Origin of the sequence: Prauserella flavalba (genome assembly GCF_003202235.1) — a bacterium.
Lineage (GTDB): Bacteria > Actinomycetota > Actinomycetes > Mycobacteriales > Pseudonocardiaceae > Prauserella_A > Prauserella_A flavalba.
Map to the genome: position 1 here is coordinate 268,145 of NZ_MASU01000007.1, position 23,398 is coordinate 291,542.

The window sequence follows — 23,398 nt, forward strand, 5'->3', positions numbered from 1 at the left end:
TTCCTCCCGTTTCCCCCTACGAGTGGCTGGAGGTTAGCACCTCCCCGAGTACGGGAAGCGCGATGTTGCGGCCCGACACCACCACCACGACGGGACTCTCCGTGCGGACCTTCCCGGCCAGCACCGCGGCCAGTGCGGCGGCGCCCGCGCCCTCGGCGACGAGGCCGTACGCGCTCGCGAGGTGCCGCAGTGCCGCGTGCAGTTCCGCTTCGGTGACGGTGAGCAGCTCGTCGACGTGCTTGGCGACGAGGTCGATCGTCACGGAGCCGGGTTCGAGGTTCGCGGCGATGCCGTCGGCGAGGGTGGGGCCGACCTCGACCGGCACCTGGTGCCCCGCGCGCACGGCCGCCGCCATCGAGGGCGCGGCCGCGGACTCGACGCCGACGAGCCGGACGTCGTCGCGGGTGGCCGCCCACAGCCCGATGCCGGAGGCGAGCCCGCCGCCGCCGACGGCGCAGACGACCGTGAGCGGGCCGGAGGTCTGCTCGGCCAGCTCGTGGCCGAGCGTGCCCTGGCCCGCGATCACGTCGGGGTCGTTGTAGGGCGACACGTACCGGGCTCCGCGGGCGGCGAGCTCCAGTGCGTGCGCCTCCGCGTCGGCGTAGGAGGTGCCGGTGCGCACGAGCTCGACGTCGAAGGCCCGCAGAGCGGCGACCTTGGCGGGTGAGGCGTTGCCGGGCACCACGACGGTCGCACGCCTGCCCAGCCGGGTCGCGGCGAACGCGACGCCGAGCCCGTGGTTGCCCGCCGATGCGGTGACCACGTGGTCGTCCTCGCCGACGCCGGCGAGCGCGGTGAGCGCGCCGCGCACCTTGAACGAGCCCGTCGGCTGCATGGTCTCCAGCTTGAGCGCAGGCCCCTCGGGCGGGCTCACGAGCGGGGTCGGCGGCAGCGTCGCGCGCACGATCTCCCACGCGCGCTCGACGTCCTGCGGGACCGGGGTACGTACCTGACGATGTGCCATGCGCTCAGCCTGCGCCCGGTGGCAGAGTCGCTACCAGGGCGGGCTTCTACGGCTGAGCGTAAGCTTTCGTTGTGCTCGACCCCCGCAGACTCCGGCTGCTGCGCGACGTCGCGAGAACCGGCTCCATCGCCGGTGCGGCGCAGCGGGACGGCCGCACGGCCGCGGCGGCGTCGCAGCAGCTCGCCGCGCTGGAGCGGCAGACCGGTGTGCGGCTGCTCGAACGGGGTGCCCGCAGCGTGCGGTTGACCGAGGCGGGCCGGGTGCTGGCGGAGCACGCCGACCGGGTGCTGTCCGAACTGGACAGTGCGGAACAGGCCCTGCTGTCGGTGGCCGGGTTGCGCGGCGGCAGGCTGCGGGTGGCGGCGTTCGGCACGGCGGCCGGGTTCACCGTCCCGGCGCTCGGCGCGTTCCAGCGGCACCATCCCGGCGTGGAGCTGACGTTCGTGGAGCTGGAGCCCGAGGAGGCCGTGCCTGCCGTACGCGCGGGTGAGGTGGACCTCGCCGTGACACACCAGTACGCCCAGTTGCCCAAACCGGACCTGCGCGGGCTGCGGCAGACGCCGTTGCGCAGCGAGCGGCTGCTGCTCGCCGTGCCGCCGAGCCTGCGGCCCGGCGACGAGAGCCCGGTGCGGTTGCGCGACTACGCGGGTGCCCGGTGGATCGCTCCGCGGCCGGTCGCGGGCTTCCAGGCGGTGGTGGAGCTGACGTGCCGGGCGGCCGGGTTCGAGCCGAAGGTCGGCTTCCGCACGGACAACTTCGACACGATGCGCACGCTCGTGGCCGCGGACTTCGGTGTCGCGCTGGTGCCGGAGCTGGCGGCGGCGCCGACCCAGGGCGTGACGTTCCTCGAGGTGGCCAGGCCGACGCGGCTGGCGCGGGAGGTGCACGCGACCACGCGCGCGGGCGGCGCCTCGCCCGCCGTCGAGCACCTGCTGGGGCTGCTGGTGGAGCGGGTCAGTGCCCGGGGCGGGTCAGCCCGTCCTCGGCGCCGCCCCGGCTGAGCACGATCCCGTCGGTGCGCTCCAGTGCCTCGGTGCGGCGCGCGTCCGGCGCCGCGGCGGTGAGGTCGGTGAGCCGGATCGGCGGGCCCAGCTCCAGGAGCGTCGGCACGTACTCCGCGGAGGTGACCCGCCAGCCGCCGCCCTCGCGCGTGAACTCGAACCGCGACGCGATGCCCTCCTCGGACACGCCCCTCGGCTCCTCGTGCCGGGCCACCGAGTTGCCGTGGCCGTAGGCGACCCAGTTGTCGCCGATGCGCTCGATGGGCTGCACGACGTGGGCGTGGTGGCCGAGGATCAGGTCGACGGAGCCGTCGGTGAGCAGTCGCCCGGCCAGCGCCTGCTGCTCCGGTGTCGGGTCGTGGACGTACTCCTCGCCCCAGTGCAGGCTCGCGAGCACCACCTCGGCACCGGCCTCACGCGTGGCGCGGGCGGCCTCGATCACGGCGTCGGCGTCGAGCGGGTTCGACAGCCACGGCTTGCCGCCGGGCAGCTCGAAGCCGTTGAAGCCGAACGTGAACGAGACGTGGCCGACCTTGACGCCGCCGACGTCGTAGACGAGCGGGGTCGCGGCCTCCCGCTCGGTGCGGGCGGAGCCGGTGTGCCGCAGCCCGGCCTCGTCGAGCGCGTCGAGCGTGTGCGTGACACCCTCCTCACCCTGGTCGAGGACGTGGTTGGAGGCGGTGGAGCAGCCGTCGTAGCCGACGTCGGCGAGGTCGTCAGCCAGCTCGGGCGGCGCGCTGAACCGCGGGTAGCCGCTGTACGGGCCGCCGTCCGGGGAGAGCGGCACCTCCAGGTGGCACAACGCGAGGTCGGCGCCGGACACGAGCGGGCGGACGCCCTCGAGGAGCGGCCCGTAGTCGAAGTCGTCGGTTCCCCCGCCCGCCTCCGCCGCGGCGTGGTCGGTCAGCGGCGGGTGGATGAGCACGTCGCCGGTGGCGACCACGCTGAACGAGTCCGGCCGCGCGCTCGTCGACGGCGGCGCGCTCGCCTTCGGCGATGAGGGGACGGGCTCCTGTTCGGCGGGCGGGGAGCTGCAGGCACCTGCCACGAGCGCCACGCCCAGTACCGCACACGCGGCACGACGCATCATCGATCAGCCTTTCGGGGGACGGCGCCGCCATCCTGCCCGGTCACCCGGAGTGATCAGGATGTGGTCACGCGAGCGTCTGCCACCACGCCTCCGCCGTCGACACGGCGGCGACGTCGATCCGCTCGCCGGGACGCGGGATCGCCATCGTCACTCCCCGTGCCTCGGCCTCCTTCCACGCCCGGTCCACCGGGTCGGTCCAGCCGTGCGGGGCCAGGTTGAACGTGCCCCAGTGCACCGGCACGAGCAGGCCGCCGCGCACGTCCACATGGGCGGCAACGCCTTCCTCGGGCAGCATGTGGATGTCGGGCCAGCTGGGCGCGTAGGCGCCGATCTGGATGAGCGTGGCGTCGAACGGGCCGTGCTCGCGCCCGATGTCGGCGAACCCGGGGAAGTACCCGGTGTCGCCGCTGTAGAACACCCGGTGGCGGGGCCCGGCGATCACCCACGACGCCCACAGCGTGTTGTTGCGCTTGAAGCCCCGCCCGGAGAAGTGCTGGGCCGGCGTCGCGGTCAGGCGCACGCCCGCCACCTCGGTCCGCCCGCCCCAGTCGAGCTCCACGATGCGCGACTCGGGCACCCGCCAGCGCCGCAGGTGCGCCCCGACGCCGAGCGGGACGACGAACGGCGCGTCCTGCAGGGCCGTGAGCCTGCGGACCGTGGGCATGTCGAGGTGGTCGTAATGGTCGTGGGAGATCACGATCGCGTCGAGCCGCGGCAGTTCCTCCAGCCGGCGCGGCACCGGGTGCAGCCGGCGCGGGCCGAGCAGCCGCGACGGCGACGCGCGGTCGCTCCACACCGGGTCGAGCAGCACCCGCACGCCGTCGAGCTCGACGAGCGTCGAGGCGTGGCCGAACCAGGTGAGGTGCAGCCCGTCCGGGGGCGTGGTGCCGTCCGCGGCCAGGAGCGGGACGGTGCCGGCCGGGTGCCGCCGCTGCCCGCCGAAGAGGAACTCGCGCAGTGCGGCCTTGCCGCTGCCGGGCGGCAGCCAGCGCGGCGGGGCGGTGTTGCGGAAAGCGCCGTCGCGGTACTGCGGCGAGTCCAGCAGCGACTCCGGCACCGGACGGCCGCCGAGCGCGGGCAGCACCCCTCGCGCCGCGAACGCCGTCCCCGCCGTGACGAGCGTGCCCAGTCCCGCGGCCACCACCGCTCCGATCCTCACCATGTGCCGGCCCCTTCCCCGAGTCTGCCGGAATCAACGCGTGATCGGTGCGACGTGTTCCGGAGAGGTTCTCCGCCTCTAGTCTGAGGGCATGGACGCGCTGGGCCGCCTGCTCGACGGGCCGAGGGCGCACGGCGCCTTCGTGCTGAGGGCGCTGCTCGACCCGCCGTGGTCGATCCACGTGCGGGACCGGGCACCGCTCACCCTCGTCGCGGTGGCGACGGGCGAGGCGTGGCTCGTGCCCGGCGAGGGCGAGCCCGTGCGGCTCCGCGAGAACGACATCGCCCTGGTGCGCGGGCCCGAGCCGTACACGGTCGCCGACGACCCGGCCACCGAGCCGACGGTGATCGTCCATCCTGGGCAGCGCTGCACCACACCGGACGGCGAGGAGCTGTGCGAGCTGCTGCGGCTCGGCGTGCGCACCTGGGGCACCGGGGGTGACACGACGCTGCTCGTCGGCGCCTACGAGCTGCCGGGGGCGATCAGCAGGCGGCTGCTCGCCGCGCTGCCGCAGCGGCTGGTGCTGCCGTACGCGGAGTGGGAGTCGCCGCTGGTCCCGCTGCTGGCGGCCGAGATCGGCAGGGAGGAACCGGGGCAGACCGTGGTGCTCGACCGGCTGCTGGACCTGCTCGTGATCGCGGCGCTGCGGACCCATCTCGCCCGCGCGGACGCGGCGGGAAGTTCCTGGTACCACGCGCACAGCGACCCGGTGGTGGGCCACGCGCTGCGGTTGCTGCACGACAACCCCGCGCTGCCGTGGACGGTCGCCACGCTCGCGGCGAAGACGGGCGTGTCGCGGGCGGTGCTCGCGCGGCGCTTCACCGAGCTCGTGGGCGAGTCGCCCATGGCGTACCTGACGGGCTGGCGGCTTGCGCTGGCCGCCGACCTGCTGCGCGAGCCGGACACGACCGTCGACGCGGTGGCCCGTCGCGTGGGCTATGGCAGCGCCTTCGCGCTCAGCACGGCGTTCAAGCGGGTCCGCGGCGTCAGCCCGCAGGAGCACCGCGAGAGCACGGTGACCTCCGTCGGCTGAGGCGGGAATGCCGGTGCCCGGTGGGATACTGCCGATCATGGACGTGACCTCGTGGATCAGCGCGCTCGACGACGCGGGCACCCGGCTGGCGGGCGCGGCGGAACGCACGGGCCTCGACGCCGAGGTGCCGCCCTGCCCCGGCTGGCGCGTGCGGGACGTCCTGCGGCACACCGGTGGCGTGCACCGCTGGGCGGCGACGTTCGTCGCGAACGGCCGCACCGAGCCGCTCCCGCTCGCCAACGCCGAGGACATCGTGGCCGAGCTGCCCGGCGACGCGGAGCTGGTGGCGTGGTTCCGGAAGGGGCACGCCGCGCTCGTCGCCGCGTTGCGCGCGGCGCCGGTGGACCTGGAGTGCTGGACCTTCCTCAAGGCCGCCTCGCCGCTGGCGCACTGGGCCCGCCGCCAGGCCCACGAGACGACCGTCCACCGCGTGGACGTGGAGTCGGCGGCGGGCGCGCTCACGCCGGTGGACGCGGGCCTGGCCGCGGACGGCGTCGACGAGCTGCTCGCCTGCTTCGGCCCGCGCTCGCGGCGGCTGCGCCTCGACCCGCCGCGCACGCTGCACGTCCACGCCACCGACACCGGCGACCACTGGACCGTGCGCATCAGCACCGAACGCGCGGGGGTGACCCGCGACGAGTCCGGGGACGACGCCGACACCACGGTGCGCGGCCCTGCGGAACGCCTGTACCTCTCGCTGTGGAACCGCGCGCCGCTGCGGGAACTGGAGGTCACCGGCGACGAGACGGTCGTGCAGAGGTGGCCGGAGATCCACGCGATCCGCTGGTGAGAAGCCTCAGCCGCGCTCCTTGAGCACACGGCGCAGGATCTTGCCCGTCGGCGACTTCGGGATGCTGTCGACGAACTCGAGCGCGCGCACCTTCTTGTACGGGGCGACCCGCTCGGCGACCCACGCGAGCACGTCACCGGCCTCCACGCCGGGGCGTGGCACGACGAACGCCTTCGGCGCCTCGCCGCCCTCCGCGTGCGGCACGCCGATCACAGCGGCGTCGAGCACGCCGGGATGGCTCAGCAGCACGGCTTCCAGTTCCGCCGGCGCCACCTGGTAGCCCTTGTACTTGATGAGCTCCTTGAGGCGGTCGACGATCCAGAACACGCCGTGGTCGTCGACCCGGGCGATGTCGCCGGTGTGCAGCCAGCCGCCGGTGATCGTGCTCGCGGTGGCCCCGGGGTTGTCGAGATAGCCGAGCATCACCTGCGGTCCCCGCACCAGCAGCTCGCCGTCCTCGCCGGGTGCGACGTCGGTGTCGGTGCCCGGGTGCACGAGCCGGGCCTCGGTGTTCGGCGACAGCCTGCCGACGCTGCCCGCCGGGGTGGTGGCGAAGGCGTCGTCGTACACCTGGTGGGTGCCGGGGCTCGCCTCGGTCATGCCGTAGCCCTGGCGGATGCGGCAGCCGAGGCGTCGCTCGGCGCGCTCGGTGACCTCCACGTCGAGCGGGGCGGCGCCGCAGAACGCGTACCGCAGCGCGGAGAGGTCGTAGCGCTCCACGTCCGGCGCGTTCGCCAGCGCCAGCACCATCGGCGGCGCGAAGTAGGCGCGGGTGACGTGGTGCTCGGCGAGCGCGGCCAGGTAGGCGCCGGGCTCGAACCGGGGCAGGGTCAGCACGGTCGCGCCACCGAGCAGCCCGGAGTGCAGGATGATCGTGAAGCCGTAGATGTGGAAGAACGGCAGCACGGCGGCCTGTACGTCGTCCGGCCCGACCCGCCAGCCCGCCCGCGTCTGCACCAGGTTCGCGACCAGGTTGCGGTGGGTCAGGCGCACGCCCTTGGCCGCGCCGGTGGTGCCGCTGGAGAACGGCAGCACGGCCACGGCCGTCGCCGGATCGAGGTCTGGTCGCGGTGCGGGGTGGCCCGCGGCGAGCAGCTCCGCGAAGGGGCGGGCCCGGTCGTGCTCGCCGAGGACGTAGACGTGCTCGATGCCGTGCTCTCGGGCGACGTCGGCGGCCTTGTCCGCGACGGCCTCCGCCGTCACGAGCACCTTCGCGCGCGAGGCGCGCAGCTGCTTGCCGATCTCGCCTGCCGTGAGCACCGGGTTCATCGGCGTCACCGCCGCGCCCGCGCCGAGCGCGGCGTGCACCGCGAGCGCGTAGCGCGGCTGGTTGTGGCTGAGCAGGCCGACCACGTCGCCGGGGCCCACGCCGAGGGCGGCGAGCCCGCCCGCGCCCGCCGAGGCGCCCTCGGCCAGCTCGGCGTAGGTGAGCGTCTCCCCCGTCACGCCGTCGACGAGAGCGGGCTTGCCGCCGTGGCGCGCCGCCGTGCCGAGCACCAGCTCGGTGAGCGTGCCGCCGGGGATCTCCACATCGGGAAGGGGACTGCGGTAGATCAAGGTGACTCCTCGTCGAGCCGGGGTTGTCGGGAACGCACGACTCGCGGTCGGGAACGCACGACTCGCGGTCGGGAACGCACGACTCGCGGTCGGGGACGCACGACTCGCGGGGTGATCAGGCGTAGAAGCGGAACACCGGCTGGGCCACGCACGCGGGCTTGTCGCCGTTCTCGATCTCCACCACGACGTCGACGGTCAGCTGCAGGCCGTTGCCGGCCACCTCCTCGACCTCGGCGAGCTTCGCGGCGAGCCGCACGCGCGAGCCCGCGCGCACGGGCGAGGGGAAGCGGACCTTGTTGAGCCCGTAGTTGACCTTCGTGGTCACGCCCTCCACCTCGAGCAGATCTGTCCACAGTGGAATGATCAGGGAGAGAGTGAGGTACCCGTGCGCGATCGTGCCGCCGAACGGACCGTCCTTGGCCTTCTCCTGATCGACGTGGATCCACTGGTGGTCGCCGGTCGCGTCGGCGAACGTGTCGATCCGATCCTGGCCGACCTCGATCCAGTCGCTGACGCCCAGCTCGGTGCCCGCCAGCTTGGCGACCTCGTCGAACGTGACCCGCAGAGTCTTCGCGGTCATGGTGCCTCCTCCAGGCCGAGCGCGCGCACGGCGTTGTCCTTGAGAATCTTGGGCCGCACGTGCGGCTTGATGTCGAGCTTGCCGAAATCGGCCAGCCACCGGTCCGGCGTGATGAGCGGGTAGTCGGAGCCGAAGAGCACCTTGTCCTGCAGCAGGCTGTTGGCGTAGCGGACGAGCTGCGGCGGGAAGTACTTCGGCGACCAGCCGGACAGGTCGATGTAGACATTCGGCTTGTGCGTGGCGACGGCCAGCGCCTCGTCCTGCCACGGGAACGAGGGGTGGGCCATGATGATCGTCAGGTCGGGGAACTCCACGGCCACCTCGTCGAGCAGCATCGGGTTCGACAGCCCGAGCTTCACCCCTCCCCCGCCGCGCATCCCGGCGCCGATGCCCGTCTGTCCTGTATGGAACAACGCGGGCACACCGAGCTCCTGCGCCACCTCCAGCAGCGGGTGGGCGCTGCCGTCGTTGGGCGCGAAGTCCTGGAGGCTGGGGTGGAACTTGATGCCGCGCATCCCGTGCCCGGTCACCAGCTCGCGGAACCGCCGCGCGCCCGCCGCGCCCTTCGCCGGGTCGACGCTCGCGAACGGGATGAGCACGTCCGCGTGCTCGGCCGCGGCACGGGCGATCTCCTCGTTCGACAGCGGCGGGTGGCCGGTTGCGGCCTCGATGTCGACGGTGAAGACGACGGCGCCGAGGTTGCGTTCGCGGTAGTGCGCGGCGATCTCCGGCAGGGTCGGCGCCCGGTGGTCGGCCGAGAAGTACTTGGCCGAGGCCTCCAGGAAGTCGTCCGGCAGGGAGAGGTGCCCGTGCACGTCGGTCTCCACGTGCACGTGGACGTCGATCGCGTCGAGTTTCGTGTGGTCCATGCTGCTCACCCTGCTCACTCCTGGGGCGGTTCGGGCAGTTTCTCGCCGACGCTCTGCGGTTCGGCGCCGACCGTGGTGGGCCACGCCAGCGCGATCGCGTCGGCGCTCCAGCCGCCCTCGGCGTAGGCCGAGGTCACCTGCTGCGGATGTGACCACAACGAGAGCCGGTCGCCGCCGATACCGATGCACTGGCCGGTGACGTCCTTCGCCGCGTCGGAGGCGAGGAACGCGACGAGCCCCGCGGCGTCCTCAGGGCTGCCGAAGGCGAGCGCCTGCCGGGCGAAGCGCGGCATCGGCTCCCCGGCGCGCATCGCGTCGACGTAGCCCTTGAGCGCGGGGATCGTCTCGGTCATGGCGGTGGCGGCGACGGGGATGACCGCGTTGACGGTGATCCCGGCGCGCGCGAGTTCCATCGACCACGTCCTGGCGAACGCGGCGATGCCGGCCTTGGCGGCGGAGTAGTTGGTCTGGCCGAAGTTGCCGCGCTGGCCCGCGGGCGAGCCGACGAGCACCAGCCGCCCGCCCTCGCCCTGCTCGCGCATGCGCCGCACGGCCGCCCGCGCGCACGTGAAGGTGCCGCGCAGGTGGACGTCGATCACCGTGTCGAAGTCGTCGTCCGACATCTTCCAGAGCACCTTGTCCCGCAGCACGCCCGCGTTCGTGACGAGGACGTCCAGCCTGCCGAACTCCGAGACCGCGCGCGACACCAGCGCCTCGGCGGCCTCGGTGCCGCCGACGGCGGCGACCTCGGCCACGGCCGTGCCGCCCGCCTCGGTGATCTCCTTGACGGCGGCCTCGGCGGTCGCCGCGTCCACGTCGTTGACCACGACGCGCGCGCCCGACGTGGCGAGCTCCTTGGCGTAGGCGAGACCGAGCCCGCGACCACTGCCGGTCACGATCGCGACCTTCCCGGTCAGGTCCATCGTTGACGCCTCCTTGATGTCAGGTTTCCTGATATAAAGATGTACTCATCAACCGTTACAGTTGTCAACGGTTGTCTTTGTCAACTGATCGGGAGCAGGAGATGACGCAGGAACCTCCGCCCGTCCCGTCGGGCCGGGTCGGCTACCTGCTCGCGCGCGCGGGCGGCCGGGCGATCCGCAACCTCAACCGCGCGTTGGAGCCGTATGGCCTGCGGAGCAGGCACTACACGGTGCTGTCGGCCTCGGCCGAGCACGGCGGCCTCTCCCAGCGCGAGCTGGGGTTGGTGCTCGGGGTCGACCCGAGCGCGGTGGTCGCGCTCGTCGACGACCTGCAGCGGGAGGGACTCGTGCGGCGCGACCCGCACCCGGAGGACCGGCGCACCCGCCTCGTCGTGGTCACCGACGAGGGCGCCCGGACGCTCGCGGAGACACGGAAGCTCGCCCGCGGCGTGGACGACGAGCTGCTCGCGGACCTCGACGCGGCCGAGAAACGCACCCTGGAGGAGCTACTGCTGCGCCTGCGCTGAGCCGAGGAACGCCCGGAGCCGCTCCAGCGGCCAGGTGTTGATCACGTCGTCCCTCGTCAGCCAGCCGCGCTGCGCGGTGCCGGCGCCGTAGCGCACGAACCCGAGGTGGTGCACCGCGTGAGCGTCGCTGTTGATCGCGAACCGCACCCCGAACCGCTTGGCGAGGAGGATGTCCTCGTCCCGCAGGTCGAGCCGGTCGGGCGCCGAGTTGATCTCCAGCGCGGTGCCGGTGCGGGCGCACGCCCGGAACACCTCGGCGAGGTCGACGTCGACGGGCCCGCGCCTGCCGATGAGGCGCGTGGTGGGGTGGCCGATGACGTGCACGCACGGGTTCTCGGCCGCCCGCACCAGCCGCCGCGTGACCGTCGCGCGGTCCTGCGTGAAGTGGGAGTGGATCGAGGCCACGCAGACGTCGAAGCCGCGCAGGAACGACTCCGGCCAGTCCACCTCGCCGTCGGGACCGATGTTCAGCTCGGTGCCGTGCAGCAGGCGCATCCCCGCGACCGTGCCGTCGAGCTCCCGCACCCGCTCGCGCTGGGCGAGGATCTTCTCGTCCGACATGCGCTGCATGGCCATGTCCGGCGCGTGGTCGGTGATCGCGTAGTAGGCGTAGCCGCGCGCGGCTGCCGCCCGCACCATGTCCTCCAGCGAGGCGACGCCGTCGGTGAGGTCGGTGTGGGTGTGCAGGTCGCCGAGCAGGTGCGCCTCGGTCACCAGCTCCGGCAGCTCGCCGCGCTGGGCGGCCTCGATCTCGCCCCGGTCCTCGCGCAGCGTGGGCGGGATCCACGGCAGGCCGAGCCGGTCGTAGACCTCGTCCTCGGTCTCCGACACGATCAGCTCGCCGGAGGCGGCGTCGAAGAGGCCGTACTCGGAGAGCTTGAGCCCGGCGTGCACAGCCAGCACGCGGGTGCGCACGTTGTGCGCCTGCGAACCGGTGAAGTACTGCAGTGCCGCGCCCCAGGCGCCCGGCGGCACCACGCGCAGGTCGACCTGCAGGCCCTCGGCGGTGCGGATGGAGGTCTTCTTCTCCCCCGCCACGATCACCTCGGCCACCAGCGGCAGCTCCCGGAACGCGCGCATCAGGGGCGCCGAGTCGGCGGCGGCGGCGAGGATGTCGACGTCGCCGATGGTCTCCCGGAACCGGCGCAGCGACCCGGCGTGCTCGCACCGCTCGCAGCCCGGCACGGCCGAGAGCACGGCGACGATCTCGTCGGCGACCGCGAGCGCGGCGTCGAGCAGCACCCGGCCGCCCGACTGCCGCAGCAGCTCCACGCCGCGCAGGATGTTCTCCTCGGTGCGCGGCCCGAACCCCTTGAGCCCGCGCAGCCGCTCGGCGTGGATCGCGGCGACGAGCTCGTCGACCGAGGCGATCCCGAGGTCGTGGTAGAGCGCGGCGGCCTTCTTCGGGCCGAGCGTGGGGATGGCGACGAGCCTGCGCACGCCGTCGGGGATCTTCGCCCTCACCTCCTCGACGGCGCGCACGCTGCCGGTGGCGAAGTACTCGGCGACCTTGTCGGCGATGGACCTGCCGACCCCGGGGATGGCCCGCAGCGCCTTCACGTCGAGCGTCGACACGTCCTCGTGGTGCCCGCCGATCGCGCGCGCGGCCTTCTCGTACGAACGCACCTTGAACGCGTCGCCGCCGGTGATGGAGAGGAGGTCGGCGTACTCCTGGAACAGGTCTTCGACCTCGTCGTTCGGCCGAGCCATGCGCCCCAGCCTACCGACCCGGTCCGCAGCGTTCCCGCCCGCAGTGAAGGCCACCTTCACCGCGGGCGGGCGGGGGTTCAGGCGTAGTGAACGCCGATGCCGCCCCGGCCGGGCGCGAACCTCGGCCGCAGCACGAGGTCGTCGTCGTAGTCCCCGCCGTCCTGATAGCGGAACGGCACCGGCTCTGCGGTGGGCAGCCCGGCGAGCCTGGCCCGCAGGCGCTCGGCGGCGACGGCGAAGTCGGCGGGCGTGGCGCGGTCGGCGCCGTACACGGCGAGCGGAGGCAGCACCTCCATGCCCGTGTACCAGAAGATGCCGTGCTGGATGGGAAACAGCACGTCGTTCAGCTCGCCGTGGATGCCGCGCGGGCCGAACGACGCCTCCCGCGCACCGATCGTGGTGACCAGCAGCGCCCGCTTGCCGCGCAGCCCGCCGTCGCCGTAGCGCAGGGTCCGGCCGGTCACGGGGTCCTTCACGCCGAAGGCGAAGCCGTTGAGGAAGACCCGGTCGAACCAGCCCTTGAGGATGGCGGGCATGCCCATCCACCACAGGGGGAACTGCACGACGAGCGCGTCGGCCCAGCGCAGCTTCTCCTGCTCGGCGGCGATGTCGGCGCTGAGCGTCCCGCCGGTGTAGGCGCGCTGGGCGGCCTCCCCGACGAGCAGCCGCTCGCCGGTGTCGTCGCCGAAGTCGCCCGCGCCCACCACCGGGTCCCATTTCATGGCGTAGAGGTCGGAGACGGATACCTCGTGGCCGAGGCCGGTGAGCCCGCGCACGCCCTCGTCCTTGAGCGCGACGGTCAGCGAGCGCTGGTCCGGATGAGCCACAACCCACAAAACGTTCATGTCCTCGATGGTCGGCGGGTGGGACGGTCGCGACGAGTGGCCCGATGGCCAACATGTGCAAGAATCGGGCCATGACGCGTCACCGCGTCGCCGTGCTGGTCCGGCACGGCGTGATGCCGCTGGAGCTGGGCCTGGTGCACCAGCTGTTCGGGGCCGCGCGCTCGGCCCGCGGCGAACCGCTCTACGAGGTGGTCACGTGCGCGCTCGAAGCCGGGCTGGTGCGCACCGACGCCGACTTCCCCATCCACGTCGCGCACGGGCCGGAGGTGCTGGACGGGGCGGGCACCGTGGTACTGCCCGCGACCCACGAGCCGGACGAGACGGAGACCGAGGGCAGGCTCGGAGACGCGCTGGCTGCGGCGCTCGCCCGCATCCGGCCGGGCACCCGGATCGCGTCGATCTGCACGGGCGCGTTCGTGCTGGCCGCGGCCGGCCTTCTCGACGGGCGCACGGCCACCACGCACTGGCAGTCGGCCGAGCAGTTCCGCCGCCTGTACCCGCGCGTGGAGCTGAACCCGGACGTGCTCTACACCGACTCCGGCGACATCCTGACGTCGGCGGGCGAAGCGTCCGGCATCGACCTGTGCCTGCACCTGATCCGCCGCGACCACGGCGCCGCCGTCGCCAACGACGTGGCCCGGCGCACGGTCGTGCCGCCGCACCGCGACGGCGGGCAGGCTCAGTACGTGCCGAGGCCCGTCGCCGAACCGCACGTCTCCTCCACCGGCGCGGCGAGGGCATGGGCGCTGCAGCGGCTGCACCGTCCGCTGACGCTGCGGGAGCTCGCCGAACAGGAGTCGCTGAGCGTGCGGACGTTCACCCGCCGCTTCCGCGAGGAGGTGGGCCTCTCGCCGGGACAGTGGCTGACGCAACAGCGGATCTCGCGCGCGCGGCAGCTATTGGAGGAGACGGACCTGCCCGTCGACCGCGTCGCGGAGGATTCCGGGTTCGGCACCGCGGCCTCGCTACGCCAGCACCTGCACGCCGCTCTCGGAGTGTCACCGACTGCTTACCGCACGACGTTTCGCGGCGTCGGCTGACATGGAATTCCCGCGGCCTGAAAAGCGTTGTCAGCAGCGGAGAGAGGTGACAACGATTGGCCAACGCCACTACGACGCGCCGCCGCAGCACCCGCGACGACACCGACCTGGTCCGAGTCTACCTCGACGAGATCGGTGCCACGCCGCTGTTGACGGCGACCGAGGAGGTCGAGCTCGCCAAGCGCATCGAGGCAGGCGTGTACGCCGCCGAGCTGATCCGGCAGGCCGACGCCGGCCGCCGTGCCCTGCCCGCCGACCGGCGTGACCTCGCGGCCGTCGCGCACGACGGGGAGCTCGCCAAGGACCACATGATCCGCGCGAACCTGCGCCTGGTGGTGACCGCCGCGCGCAAGAGCCGCAACACCAACCTGCCGCTGCTCGACGCCGTGCAGGAGGGCAACCTGGGCCTGCTGCACGCGGTGGAGAAGTTCGACTACGCCAAGGGGTTCAAGTTCTCCACCTACGCGATGTGGTGGATCCGGCAGGCGATCCAGAAGGGCAACGCCTTCCACAGCAACACGATCCGGCTGCCCATGCACACCGCCGAGCAGGTCGCCAAGCTCGACCGGCTGGCGCGCTCGCTGGAGGGGAGCGGGCAGGGGAGCCCGACGGTGGAGGAGCTTGCCGAGGCCGCCGGGATGCCGGTGGAGAAGGTGGTCGCCCTGCGCCAGGCCGGGCAGTCGACGGTCAGCCTGGACGTGCCGCTCGACGAGGACGGCGAGCTGCACCTCGGCGACCTGGTGACCGCGGGCTCCGTGCCCGAGGTGGGCGACGCGCTGGAGCACGAGCTGATGGTCGCCGACCTCAACGCCGCGCTCGACACGCTGGAGCCGGCCGAGGCCACGGTGGTGTCGCTGCGGTACGGCCTCACCGACGGCAACCAGCACACGGTGCCCGACATCGCACGCAGGCTGGGGCTGACCCGCAAGCGCGTGCGCACGCTGGAGGAGCGCGCGCTCGCGCGCCTGCGCGACCCCGAGCACCACGAGCCCCTGCTCGCCTGGGCCAGCTGACCCCTGCCCGGCCTGACTGCAGTGAAGGCCACCTTCACTGCGTTGAACGCAGGGAAGGTGGCCTTCACTGCAGTTGGCTACCCTCGAAAGCGCGTGCCCGGGGTCGCCGCAGGTCATAGGATCGGGGCGTGGATCTTCCCGTGCGGCCGCCCGTCAAGCCGATGCTCGCGACACTCGTGCGCGAGCTGCCGACCGGGCCGGGGCTGGTCTACGAGCCGAAGTGGGACGGTTTCCGCTGCATCGTGTTCCGCGACGGCGCCGAGGTGGAGCTGGGCTCGCGCAACGACCGGCCGCTGACCCGGTACTTCCCCGAGCTGGCCGGGCTACTCGCCGAGGCGCTGCCGCCCCGCTGCGTCGTGGACGGCGAGATCGTGATCGTCACCGAGGCGGGGCTGGACTTCGACGCGCTGCAGCTGCGCCTGCACCCCGCGGCGTCGCGGGTGCGCAAGCTCGCAGGGGAGACCCCGGCGAGCTTCGTGGCGTTCGACCTGCTCGCGCTCGGTGACCGGGACCTCACGGGCGAGCCGTTCGCCGAGCGGCGGCGGCTGCTGGAGGACATCCTCGACACCGCGCAGGGCCGCGTGCACCTCACGCCGCTGACCGCCGACCCGGACGTGGCGAGGGACTGGTTCACCCGCTTCGAGGGCGCGGGTTTCGACGGCGTGATGGTCAAGTCGACCGACGTGGCCTACGAACAGGACCGCCGCGTGATGTGGAAGGTCAAGCACGAGCGCACGGCCGACTGCGTGGTGGCGGGCTTCCGCTGGCACAAGGACGGCAAGGGCGTGGGCTCGCTGCTGCTCGGCCTTTTCGACGACGAGGGCACGCTGCACCACGTGGGCGTCGCGAGCGGGTTCTCCGTGGCGCGGCGCACGGAGCTCGTCACCGAGCTGGAGCCCCTGCGCGAGAACGCGCTCGCCGACCACCCCTGGCGCGAGTGGGCGGCCGCGCACGCCGAGGCGGGTGGGCGCATGCCGGGCGGGCTGAGCCGGTGGAGCGCGGGCAAGGACCTGTCGTGGGAGCCGCTGCGCACCGAACTGGTCGCCGAGGTGCGCTACGAGCATCTGCAGGCGGGCCGCTTCCGCCACGGCGGCAGGCTCGTGCGGTTCCGGCCGGACCGCACACCGGAGTCGTGCACCTACGCCCAGCTGGAGGAGGTGCCGCCCGCGGAGCTGGCGACCCTGTTCGAGGAGGTGGCGGGCCGGTGAGCGAGGCGGTGACGCTCGACGTCGACGGCACTGAGGTGACGGTGTCCAGTCCGGACAAGGTGTTCTTCGCCGAGCGTGGCGAGACGAAACTGGACCTGGTGCGCTACTACCAGGCGGTGGCGGGCCCGCTGCTGGCCACGCTCGGCGGCAGGCCGCTGCTGATGGAGCGCTACCCGCAGGGAGCGGGCGGCAAGTCGTGGTTCCAGAAACGGGTGCCGAAGTCAGTGCCGGACTGGCTGCGCACCACCGTGGTGTCCACCCCGAACGGCACCACGAGCGACGCGCTGGTGGCGGCCGACCTCGCGCACGTCCTGTGGGCGGTGAACCTGGGCTGCCTCGGGTTCCACGTCTGGCCCTACCACGCCGACCGGCCCGAGGTGACCGACGAGCTGCGCATCGACCTGGACCCCTCCCCCGGCGTGACGTTCGACCAGGTGCGCGAGGCCGCGGTGCTGACGAGGGAACTGCTCGGCACGCTCGGCATCGAGCCGCACCTGAAGACCACGGGCTCGCGCGGGCTGCACCTCTACGTGGCGCTGGAACCGCGCTGGGACAGCTACGAGGTGCGGGCCGCCGCGGTCGCGCTCGCGCGCGAGCTGGAACGGCGTCACCCGGCCCTCGTCACCGCGCAGTGGTGGAAGGAGGAGCGCGGCGCCCGCGTGTTCGTCGACTTCAACCAGAACGCCCCGCACAAGACGGTGTTCGGGGCGTGGTGTGTGCGGCCGAGGGCGGGCGCACAGGTGTCCACGCCGATCGGCTGGGACGAGCTGGCGGACATCGACCCGGCCGAGCTGACGATCGCGACCGTGCCAGCTCGCGTCGCCGAGCGCGGCGACCCGTGGGCAGGCATGAGCGAGCGGCCGCAGTCGCTGGAGCCGCTGCTGGAGTGGTCGCGCCGCGACCTGGCGTCGGGCCTGATGGACGCGCCGTGGCCCCCGGTGTACCCGAAGCAGCCAGGGGAGCCGCCGAGGGTGGCGCCGAGCAGGGCGAAGCGCACCTGAGCCGGTCCGGGTTTGCCGTCGGCGTGCCCGGGTAGCAGTGTCGGGTGCGCATCCGGCAGTCCCTGAGCGCGCCGGCGGCCTGGCTGACCCGGGCCGCGCGATACAACGGCCCCGAGCGCGGGGCGTTCGTGCAGAGCGTCAAGGCCGCGATCGCGGCGGTGGTCTCGTGGGTCGTCGCGGCCGAGGTGCTGTCCCTGCCGCAACCGTTCCTCGCCCCGTACACGGCGGTGTTCGTCGTCGAGGCGACCGTCTACCGGTCCGTGCGCTACGCGGCCCAGCAGCTCGCGGCGATCGTGGGGGCGGTCGTGGTCGCCGGGGTGACGAACCTGCTGATCCCGTCCACCATCGCGAGCATCGGCGTCGCCACGCTCGCCGGGCTGCTCATCGGGCAGTGGCACCGGCTCGGCTCCGCGGGTCCGTGGGTGGGCATCACCGCGCTGGTGATCATCACGTTCGGCACGTCGGCGAGCCCGGTACTGCTGCTGGACCGGTTGCTGGAGAGCGCGCTCGGCGTGGCGGTGGGCACGTTCGTCAACGCGGTGCTGTTCCCGCCGGTCTACGCGAGCGGCGCGCGGGAGGCCGTTGAACGGCTCGGCGACCGGCTGGCTGAGCTGCTCGGCGGGATCGCCGACGGGCTGCGCCGCGACGAGGTCGCCGACCACGCGCGGGACTGGGTCAGCGAGGCGGAGCACGTGGAACGGTTCGTCGTGCAGGCGGAGCAGGCCGTGCAGTGGGGGCAGGAGAGCCGCAGGCTCAACATCCGCACCCACACCTCGCGCGTCAAGGTGCCGGACGACCAGTACCGGTTCCCGTTGGCGACGCTGCGTTCCCTCGCGCCCTACATCCGCCAGCTGGCCGACGCGCTGCGGGCGATGGCGGACGAGGAACTGCCGAGCCGTCGTCCCGGCGAGGACGAGCGGCACCGCTTCGCCGGGCTGCTCGACGCGCTCGCCCGGACCGTCCGGCTGCGCGGCGACCCCGGGGCGTCCGAGGAGGACCTGACGAAGTCGCTGGAGGACTGCAGGGAGCGGCTGGACGAACTGGACGAGCACCTGACGTCGGACTCCCCGATCGGCCCGGCGATGGGCCTGGTGGGCATGCTCATCCCCGTCCGCCGTGCCCTCCGCGAACTCGAAGCCCGCTGAGGCGCCCGCCCGAATCGGCCCCGCGAAAGGCCCCCAAGGCCACCTTTGTTGCGTTCAACGCAACAAAGGTGGCCTTGGGGGCAGATAGGTGAGCATGGAACGCGGGCGCGCCGGCTGCCCGGCGCGCCCGCGGCCTGCGGCGGTCACCTGCCCTTGTCGCGGGCCTTCGCGGTCTCGCGCTCGCTGGCCTTCTCGAGGGCGCGCACGAGCTCCGGTTTGCTCATCCTGGAGCGGCCGCTGATGCCGAGTTCCCTGGCCCGGCGGTACAGGTGCTCCTTGCTGGCGGAGGTGTCCACTCCCCCGGCGGTCGGCTTCGGGTCCTGCCCCGCGCCGCCCTCGGCCTGCGCGTCGGAAGGGCCCTGGTGCTGCTTGGGCTCCCAGCGGTCGCCGACCTTCTCGTAGGAGTGCTTGAGCGCGGCGTACGCGGTCTGGTGCGCGCGCCTGCCCTCGCCGTAGCTCTCCACGGCGGAGTCGTGTGCCTTGACCCAGGTTCGCTCCGCCTTGTCCGGAGAGCGGCGGACCGTACTCGGGACTTCCTCACGTCCAGGCATCGCAGCCTCCTTGCCTCTGACAGGAGGTTTGCCGCGGAGATCCGGGCCAAACGTGCGATCGCCCCGGCCGGGTTACGCCGGGTGACCGAAGTAGCGCGGATCGGCGACGGCGAGCCGGTCGGTGACGTCGGCGCGGACGGCGGCCAGCACCGCGGGATCCGCGGGGTCGAGCGTCCCGTCCCGCAGCGCGGCCGCGAGCTCCCCCGTGCTGCCCACGCCGAGCGCGGCGAGGCGCTGGGCGTGCCGCCGCTCCTGCTCGTCGCCGAGGCGCAGCTGACGCGACACGATGCCGAGCACGTTGGCGGCGACCCTGGAGTGGAAGCTCAGCCTGCCCTCGGTGCCGGGAACCACCTCCGAGCGCAGGAACTCGGCGACCGCGGTGACCAGTTCCCCGGCCGTGGGCCTGCCGTGCAGATCGGATGCCGGGCCCGCGACCTCTCCGGGGACCTCGCCGGGACCGGCGCCGAGCGCGAGCAGCAGGTCGTGCTCCTGCTCGCACACCCGCCTGCCCACGGCCGCGAGCTCCACCGAGCGGGTCTGCCCGCTCAGGTGCCGTTCGGCCTGGACGCGGCAGAGCACGGCCCACTTCGCGGTGCCGTAGACCTCCCACCAGCGCACGGCCTCCGGATCGGGGCGCCGCCCCGCGATCTCGGCGTAGCCGTCGAACAGCTCCTCCCGTTCCCCGAATCCGCCCACCGGCGGCGCGGTGCCGAAGCGCCACGCCTTGACGCAGAGCCAGCCGAGGTCCTCGAGCGGGTCGCCGCGGTGCACCAGTTCCCAGTCGAGCACGGCCCGTAGCCCGTCCTCGCCGACGATGAGGTTGCCGTTGCGGAAGTCCCCGTGCACCAGGGCAGCACCCGAGGAGGCGGGCCGGTTCTCGCGCAGCCAGCGCAGCGCGATCTCGACGGCGGGCAGCGGTTCGCCGGTCTCGTCGTAGCGCGCGGCGAGCCACTCCAGCGGGTCGAAGGCGGGCAGCCCGGGCACGTCGGCCACGGGCACGCGGTGCAGCCGCGCCAGCACGTGTCCCAGTTCCTTCGCCAGCCCCGCCCTCGCCGCCGCGTACCGGGGTTCGCGCAGCAGGCGCCTGGGGATGGTCTCGCCGTCGAGGAACTCCGTGAGCACGTAGGGTACGCCCAGCACACCCCCGTCCGGGCAGTGGTCGACGAGCGCGGGCACCGGCACCCCGGCCGCGGCGGCGGCCCGCAGCACCGCGGCCTCCAGCGCCAGCTCGCCCGGCCTGGCCCGGCCCGGCGGGTCGCAGCGCAGCACGAGTCGCACCGGCGTGCCGCCGCGAGGCCGGGCCTCGAACACCCACGTCTGCTTGCTGGCGCCGCCGCTGAGCCGGCGCGGCCCCGCGATCTCGACCGGGGTCGCCCATAGCTCACCGAGCCGGGCGCCGAGCCGTTCCGCGTCCATCACCGCTCACCGGTCGCGTGTGGACGCTGCCTGTGCGGGCCGGCGAAGCCGAAGAGGTACCCGGCGACCTTGCGCAGCTGGATCTCCTCGGAGCCCTCCGTGATGCGGTACCGCCGGTGGTGCCGGTAGAGATGCTCGAACGGCGTGTGCCTCGTGTAGCCCAGGCCGCCGTGCACCTGCATGGCCCGGTCGGCGGCGTCGCACGCGAGCCGGTTGGCGCGGTAGTTGCACATCGAGACCTTGTCGCTGAGCAGCAGCTGCTCGGTGCGGTCGAGCTCCCACGCGGTCTTGCGGACGAGGGTGCGAACCAGCTCGGCCTCGGTGTGCAGCTCCACGAGCGGCCACTGGATCGCCTGCCGGGTCGCGAGCGGGCTGCCGAACGCGACGCGCTCGCGGGCGTAGGCGACGCTGCGGTCGATGCAGTACTGCGCGACGCCGACCCCGGACGCGGCCTGGCGGATGCGGTTCTCGTGCACGAAATGCTGGGCGAGCGCGAGCCCTGCGCCGACCTCGCCGAACACGGCCGAGCCGGGCACCCGCACGTCGCGCAGGGTCACCTCGGCGTGGTCGGTGGGCATGTTGAACGTCCACCAGTGGAAGTCCACGGAGAAGCCCTCGGCGTCAGTGGGCACGATGAACGCGGTGATCCCCCTGGCGTCGCCGGGGTCGCCGGAGGTGCGGGCGAAGATCACGTCGTGGGTCGCCGAATGCAGTCCGGAGTTGAACCGCTTGCGTCCGTTGAGGATCCAGTCGCCGCCGTCGGCGACGGCCGTGGTCTCCAGCCACGTGGCGTCGCTCCCGTGGTCCGGTTCGGTCAGTCCGAACGCGACCCGCCGGGTGCGGGTGAGCATTCCCTCCACGAACTCCTCGCGCTGTTCGCGCGTACCGAACTCCAGGAACATGTGCACGAACGGGAAGTTGCCCACGACCGACGATTCGTTCTGCAGGTCGTTGTGCAGGCCGAGGCCCTTCGCGGCGAGGTGCTCGCGGATCACCGCCATGTCGAGGTTCGAGCCGCCGCTGCCGCCCGCCTCTTCCGGCAGCCCGTAGCGCAGCCAGCCCGCGCGGTCGGCGCGGTCGAACATCTCGTCCAGCAGCGCCTCCCATTCCGGGCGCGGCGTGCCGCCGTTCTCGAAGTCGGTGCGCGAGAACTCCCTGCGGTGGTCGAAGAACCGTTCGTTGTCGTCCTGCTCCTGCAGCGGGCGGATCTCGGCCTCGATGAAATCGTCCAATGCCGACAGCCGTTCACGGAGGCCGGCGGGCAGTTCGAAGTCCATGCACGCTCCCTTTACTGAATTGACACGTCTTGCCCTCGCGACCGGAGCGGGGCCAGACTACGAGCGAAAGCCTTGGCACAGCGACGTTCTGGAGGGCACCGTGACCGATCCGGCCGAGCAGCGCGTGAGCTGCACCGTCACCGAAGGAGTCGCCGACGTGCGGCTCGACCGGGAGGCGAAGCTGAACGCGCTCGATCCCGCGATGGCGTCGGCGCTCATCACCACGGGCGAGCGGCTGCGGCGCGACGCCGGCGTGCGCGCGGTCGTGGTGTCGGGCAACGGCCGCGCGTTCTGCGCCGGGCTGGACATGAGCTCGTTCCAGGCCATGGCCGTCGACGAACCGGTCCGCCTGGCGCATCACGACGAGCATCCCTACACCGGTCCCGCGCGGGCGACGGGACAGCGCGCCGCGTACGTCTGGGCCGAGCTGCCGGTGCCCGTGATCGCCGCGGTGCACGGCGTGGCGTTCGGCGGCGGCCTGCAGATCGCCCTCGGCGCCGATATCCGCGTGGTGGCCCCGGATGCGCGGCTCTCGGTGATGGAGATCCGCTGGGGACTCGTCCCCGACATGACCGGCTCGCAGCTGCTGCCGGAGCTGGTGGGCCGCGACGTCGCCAAGGAGCTGACGTTCACGGGCCGGATCGTGACCGGCGAGGAGGCCGCGCGGATCGGGCTGGCGACGAAGGTCGCCGACGACCCGAGGAAGGTCGCGCTCGAGCTGGCCGCGGAGATCGCAGGGAAGAACCCGGACGCGATCCGGGGAGCCAAGCGGTTGCTCGACCTCGCGGGCCGGACGGAGCTGGCCGACGGCTTCGCCGCCGAGCAGCGCGAGATCGGCGCGCTGATCGGCAGCCCCAACCAGGTGGAGGCGGTGCGGGGGAACCTGGAGGAACGGGCGCCGGTGTTCACCGACTCCGGCGAGCAGGCGCGCGCGTGAATCCCTTCGACCTCACCGGGCACGTCGCGCTGGTCACCGGCGGCAACTCCGGCATCGGGCTCGCGATGGCCGACGCGCTCGCGGCGGCCGGGGCGGGCGTGTGTGTCTGGGGCACCAACACCGAGCGCAACGCGGAGGCGGCCGAACGGCTGGGCCGCCACGGCGGCGACGTGCTCGCGGTGCCCTGCGACGTCGGCGACGAGGAGCAGGCGGACGCGGCCATGCGGCGGGTCACCGGCCACTTCGGACGGCTGGACTCGTGCTTCGTCAACGCGGGTGTCACCGGCGTGCCGGCGAAGCTGGTCGACACGGAGCTGAGCGAGTTCCGGCGGGTGACGCGCGTCGACCTCGACGGCGCGTTCCTGACGCTGCGCGCCGCGGCGCGGGTGCTCGTCGCTCAGGGCGAGGGCGGCAGCCTGGTCGCCACGTCGAGCGTGGCTGCCAGGCAGGGTCAGCCGCGCGGGCACGCCTACGCCGGGGCGAAGGGCGGGCTGATCTCGATGGTCAACGGCATCGCGGTGGAGCTGGCCCGGCACGGCATCAGGGCCAACAGCATCCTCCCCGGCTGGGTCAGCACGCCACTGGCCGACCCCGCACTGCGGTCGGAGGGCTTCCAGCGGCGGGTGCTGCCGCGCATGCCGGTCGGGCGCTGGGGCCGTCCCGGCGACTTCGGCTCCCTGGCCGTGTACCTGGCGAGCCCGGCGAGCGCGTTCCACACCGCCGACAGCATCACCGTCGACGGTGGGTACCTCGCCTTCTGAG

General features: G+C 73.2%; 23 protein-coding genes. 11 read left to right on the forward strand and 12 right to left on the reverse strand.

The genetic code is table 11. The features are described from left to right. Positions 1-16: 16 nt before the first annotated feature. Positions 17-964, reverse strand: a complete 948-nt coding sequence (locus BA062_RS19780) for a threonine ammonia-lyase (protein WP_110338827.1) — start codon at positions 962-964, stop codon at positions 17-19. A gap of 71 nt (positions 965-1,035) precedes the next feature. On the opposite strand from BA062_RS19780, the gene BA062_RS19785 reads away from it, so the two are divergent. Further along, positions 1,036-1,965: a LysR substrate-binding domain-containing protein gene (locus BA062_RS19785; protein WP_110338829.1), complete on the forward strand. Its 930-nt coding sequence runs from the start codon at positions 1,036-1,038 to the stop codon at positions 1,963-1,965. Here BA062_RS19785 and BA062_RS19790 read toward each other — a convergent pair. Together BA062_RS19790 and BA062_RS19795 are read right to left on the reverse strand one after the other, a co-directional pair. Continuing rightward, positions 1,919-3,055: a CapA family protein gene (locus tag BA062_RS19790; RefSeq protein WP_110338831.1), complete on the reverse strand. Its 1,137-nt coding sequence runs from the start codon at positions 3,053-3,055 to the stop codon at positions 1,919-1,921. The genes BA062_RS19785 and BA062_RS19790 overlap by 47 nt on opposite strands. A 64-nt stretch (positions 3,056-3,119) precedes the next feature. After that, positions 3,120-4,217, reverse strand: a complete 1,098-nt coding sequence (locus tag BA062_RS19795; protein WP_110338833.1) for an MBL fold metallo-hydrolase — start codon at positions 4,215-4,217, stop codon at positions 3,120-3,122. A gap of 88 nt (positions 4,218-4,305) precedes the next feature. Between BA062_RS19795 and BA062_RS19800 the strand changes: the two genes are divergently transcribed. Both BA062_RS19800 and BA062_RS19805 read left to right on the forward strand, forming a co-directional pair. Then, the gene (locus BA062_RS19800) at positions 4,306-5,247 is read left to right on the forward strand and encodes an AraC family transcriptional regulator (protein ID WP_110338835.1); all 942 of its coding nucleotides are present in this window, start codon (positions 4,306-4,308) and stop codon (positions 5,245-5,247) included. 37 nt (positions 5,248-5,284) lie between these two features. Beyond that, the gene (locus BA062_RS19805; protein WP_110339092.1) at positions 5,285-6,037 is read left to right on the forward strand and encodes a maleylpyruvate isomerase family mycothiol-dependent enzyme; all 753 of its coding nucleotides are present in this window, start codon (positions 5,285-5,287) and stop codon (positions 6,035-6,037) included. 6 nt (positions 6,038-6,043) lie between these two features. Here the strand turns inward: BA062_RS19805 and BA062_RS19810 are convergent, their stop codons facing one another. The 4 genes from BA062_RS19810 to BA062_RS19825 form a co-directional block, all read right to left on the reverse strand. After that, on the reverse strand, positions 6,044-7,594 hold the full coding sequence (locus BA062_RS19810; protein ID WP_110338837.1) for an AMP-binding protein: 1,551 nt from the start codon (positions 7,592-7,594) through the stop codon (positions 6,044-6,046). A gap of 115 nt (positions 7,595-7,709) precedes the next feature. Continuing rightward, complete coding sequence (locus tag BA062_RS19815; protein ID WP_110338839.1) at positions 7,710-8,174, reverse strand: MaoC family dehydratase; 465 nt, start codon at positions 8,172-8,174, stop codon at positions 7,710-7,712. Next, positions 8,171-9,043: an amidohydrolase family protein gene (locus BA062_RS19820; RefSeq protein ID WP_110338841.1), complete on the reverse strand. Its 873-nt coding sequence runs from the start codon at positions 9,041-9,043 to the stop codon at positions 8,171-8,173. Before BA062_RS19820 ends, BA062_RS19815 begins: the two co-directional genes overlap by 4 nt. A gap of 14 nt (positions 9,044-9,057) precedes the next feature. Further along, the gene (locus BA062_RS19825; RefSeq protein WP_110338843.1) at positions 9,058-9,966 is read right to left on the reverse strand and encodes an SDR family NAD(P)-dependent oxidoreductase; all 909 of its coding nucleotides are present in this window, start codon (positions 9,964-9,966) and stop codon (positions 9,058-9,060) included. A 101-nt stretch (positions 9,967-10,067) separates the two neighbouring features. On the opposite strand from BA062_RS19825, the gene BA062_RS19830 reads away from it, so the two are divergent. Further along, positions 10,068-10,493, forward strand: a complete 426-nt coding sequence (locus BA062_RS19830) for a MarR family winged helix-turn-helix transcriptional regulator (protein WP_110338845.1) — start codon at positions 10,068-10,070, stop codon at positions 10,491-10,493. On the opposite strand, the gene polX is transcribed toward BA062_RS19830, so the two are convergent. Next, complete coding sequence (gene polX, locus BA062_RS19835; RefSeq protein ID WP_110338847.1) at positions 10,473-12,203, reverse strand: DNA polymerase/3'-5' exonuclease PolX; 1,731 nt, start codon at positions 12,201-12,203, stop codon at positions 10,473-10,475. The genes BA062_RS19830 and polX overlap by 21 nt on opposite strands. Before the next feature lie 77 nt (positions 12,204-12,280). Further along, positions 12,281-13,048 carry an NAD(P)H-dependent oxidoreductase gene (locus BA062_RS19840; RefSeq protein WP_110338849.1) on the reverse strand — a complete coding sequence of 256 codons (768 nt, stop codon included), beginning with the start codon at positions 13,046-13,048 and terminating at the stop codon, positions 12,281-12,283. Between the two features lie 44 nt (positions 13,049-13,092). Between BA062_RS19840 and BA062_RS19845 the strand changes: the two genes are divergently transcribed. The 5 genes from BA062_RS19845 (at position 13,093) to BA062_RS19865 (ending at position 18,455) form a co-directional block, all read left to right on the forward strand. Next, on the forward strand, positions 13,093-14,088 hold the full coding sequence (locus BA062_RS19845) for a GlxA family transcriptional regulator (protein WP_110338851.1): 996 nt from the start codon (positions 13,093-13,095) through the stop codon (positions 14,086-14,088). Positions 14,089-14,144: 56 nt separating this feature from the next. After that, positions 14,145-15,101 carry a sigma-70 family RNA polymerase sigma factor gene (locus BA062_RS19850; RefSeq protein WP_110338853.1) on the forward strand — a complete coding sequence of 319 codons (957 nt, stop codon included), beginning with the start codon at positions 14,145-14,147 and terminating at the stop codon, positions 15,099-15,101. 128 nt (positions 15,102-15,229) lie between these two features. Then, the gene (locus BA062_RS19855; RefSeq protein ID WP_110338855.1) at positions 15,230-16,309 is read left to right on the forward strand and encodes an ATP-dependent DNA ligase; all 1,080 of its coding nucleotides are present in this window, start codon (positions 15,230-15,232) and stop codon (positions 16,307-16,309) included. Further along, on the forward strand, positions 16,306-17,310 hold the full coding sequence (gene ligD / locus BA062_RS19860; protein WP_110338857.1) for a non-homologous end-joining DNA ligase: 1,005 nt from the start codon (positions 16,306-16,308) through the stop codon (positions 17,308-17,310). Before BA062_RS19855 ends, ligD begins: the two co-directional genes overlap by 4 nt. Before the next feature lie 44 nt (positions 17,311-17,354). After that, on the forward strand, positions 17,355-18,455 hold the full coding sequence (locus tag BA062_RS19865; protein ID WP_110338859.1) for an FUSC family protein: 1,101 nt from the start codon (positions 17,355-17,357) through the stop codon (positions 18,453-18,455). Positions 18,456-18,598: 143 nt separating this feature from the next. Here the strand turns inward: BA062_RS19865 and BA062_RS19870 are convergent, their stop codons facing one another. The 3 genes from BA062_RS19870 to BA062_RS19880 all read right to left on the reverse strand — a co-directional run bounded on the left by BA062_RS19870 (position 18,599) and on the right by BA062_RS19880 (position 21,699). Next, positions 18,599-19,006, reverse strand: coding sequence for a ChaB family protein (locus BA062_RS19870; protein ID WP_110338862.1), 408 nt, complete (start codon positions 19,004-19,006; stop codon positions 18,599-18,601). A gap of 72 nt (positions 19,007-19,078) precedes the next feature. Then, complete coding sequence (locus BA062_RS19875; protein ID WP_110338863.1) at positions 19,079-20,422, reverse strand: phosphotransferase family protein; 1,344 nt, start codon at positions 20,420-20,422, stop codon at positions 19,079-19,081. Further along, positions 20,422-21,699, reverse strand: a complete 1,278-nt coding sequence (locus BA062_RS19880) for an acyl-CoA dehydrogenase family protein (RefSeq protein ID WP_110338865.1) — start codon at positions 21,697-21,699, stop codon at positions 20,422-20,424. Before BA062_RS19880 ends, BA062_RS19875 begins: the two co-directional genes overlap by 1 nt. 100 nt (positions 21,700-21,799) lie before the next feature. Between BA062_RS19880 and BA062_RS19885 the strand changes: the two genes are divergently transcribed. Beyond that, positions 21,800-22,636, forward strand: coding sequence for a crotonase/enoyl-CoA hydratase family protein (locus tag BA062_RS19885; RefSeq protein WP_245959909.1), 837 nt, complete (start codon positions 21,800-21,802; stop codon positions 22,634-22,636). After that, positions 22,633-23,397, forward strand: coding sequence for an SDR family NAD(P)-dependent oxidoreductase (locus tag BA062_RS19890; RefSeq protein WP_245959910.1), 765 nt, complete (start codon positions 22,633-22,635; stop codon positions 23,395-23,397). The genes BA062_RS19885 and BA062_RS19890 overlap by 4 nt, the downstream gene beginning before the upstream one ends. Position 23,398 lies beyond the last annotated feature (1 nt).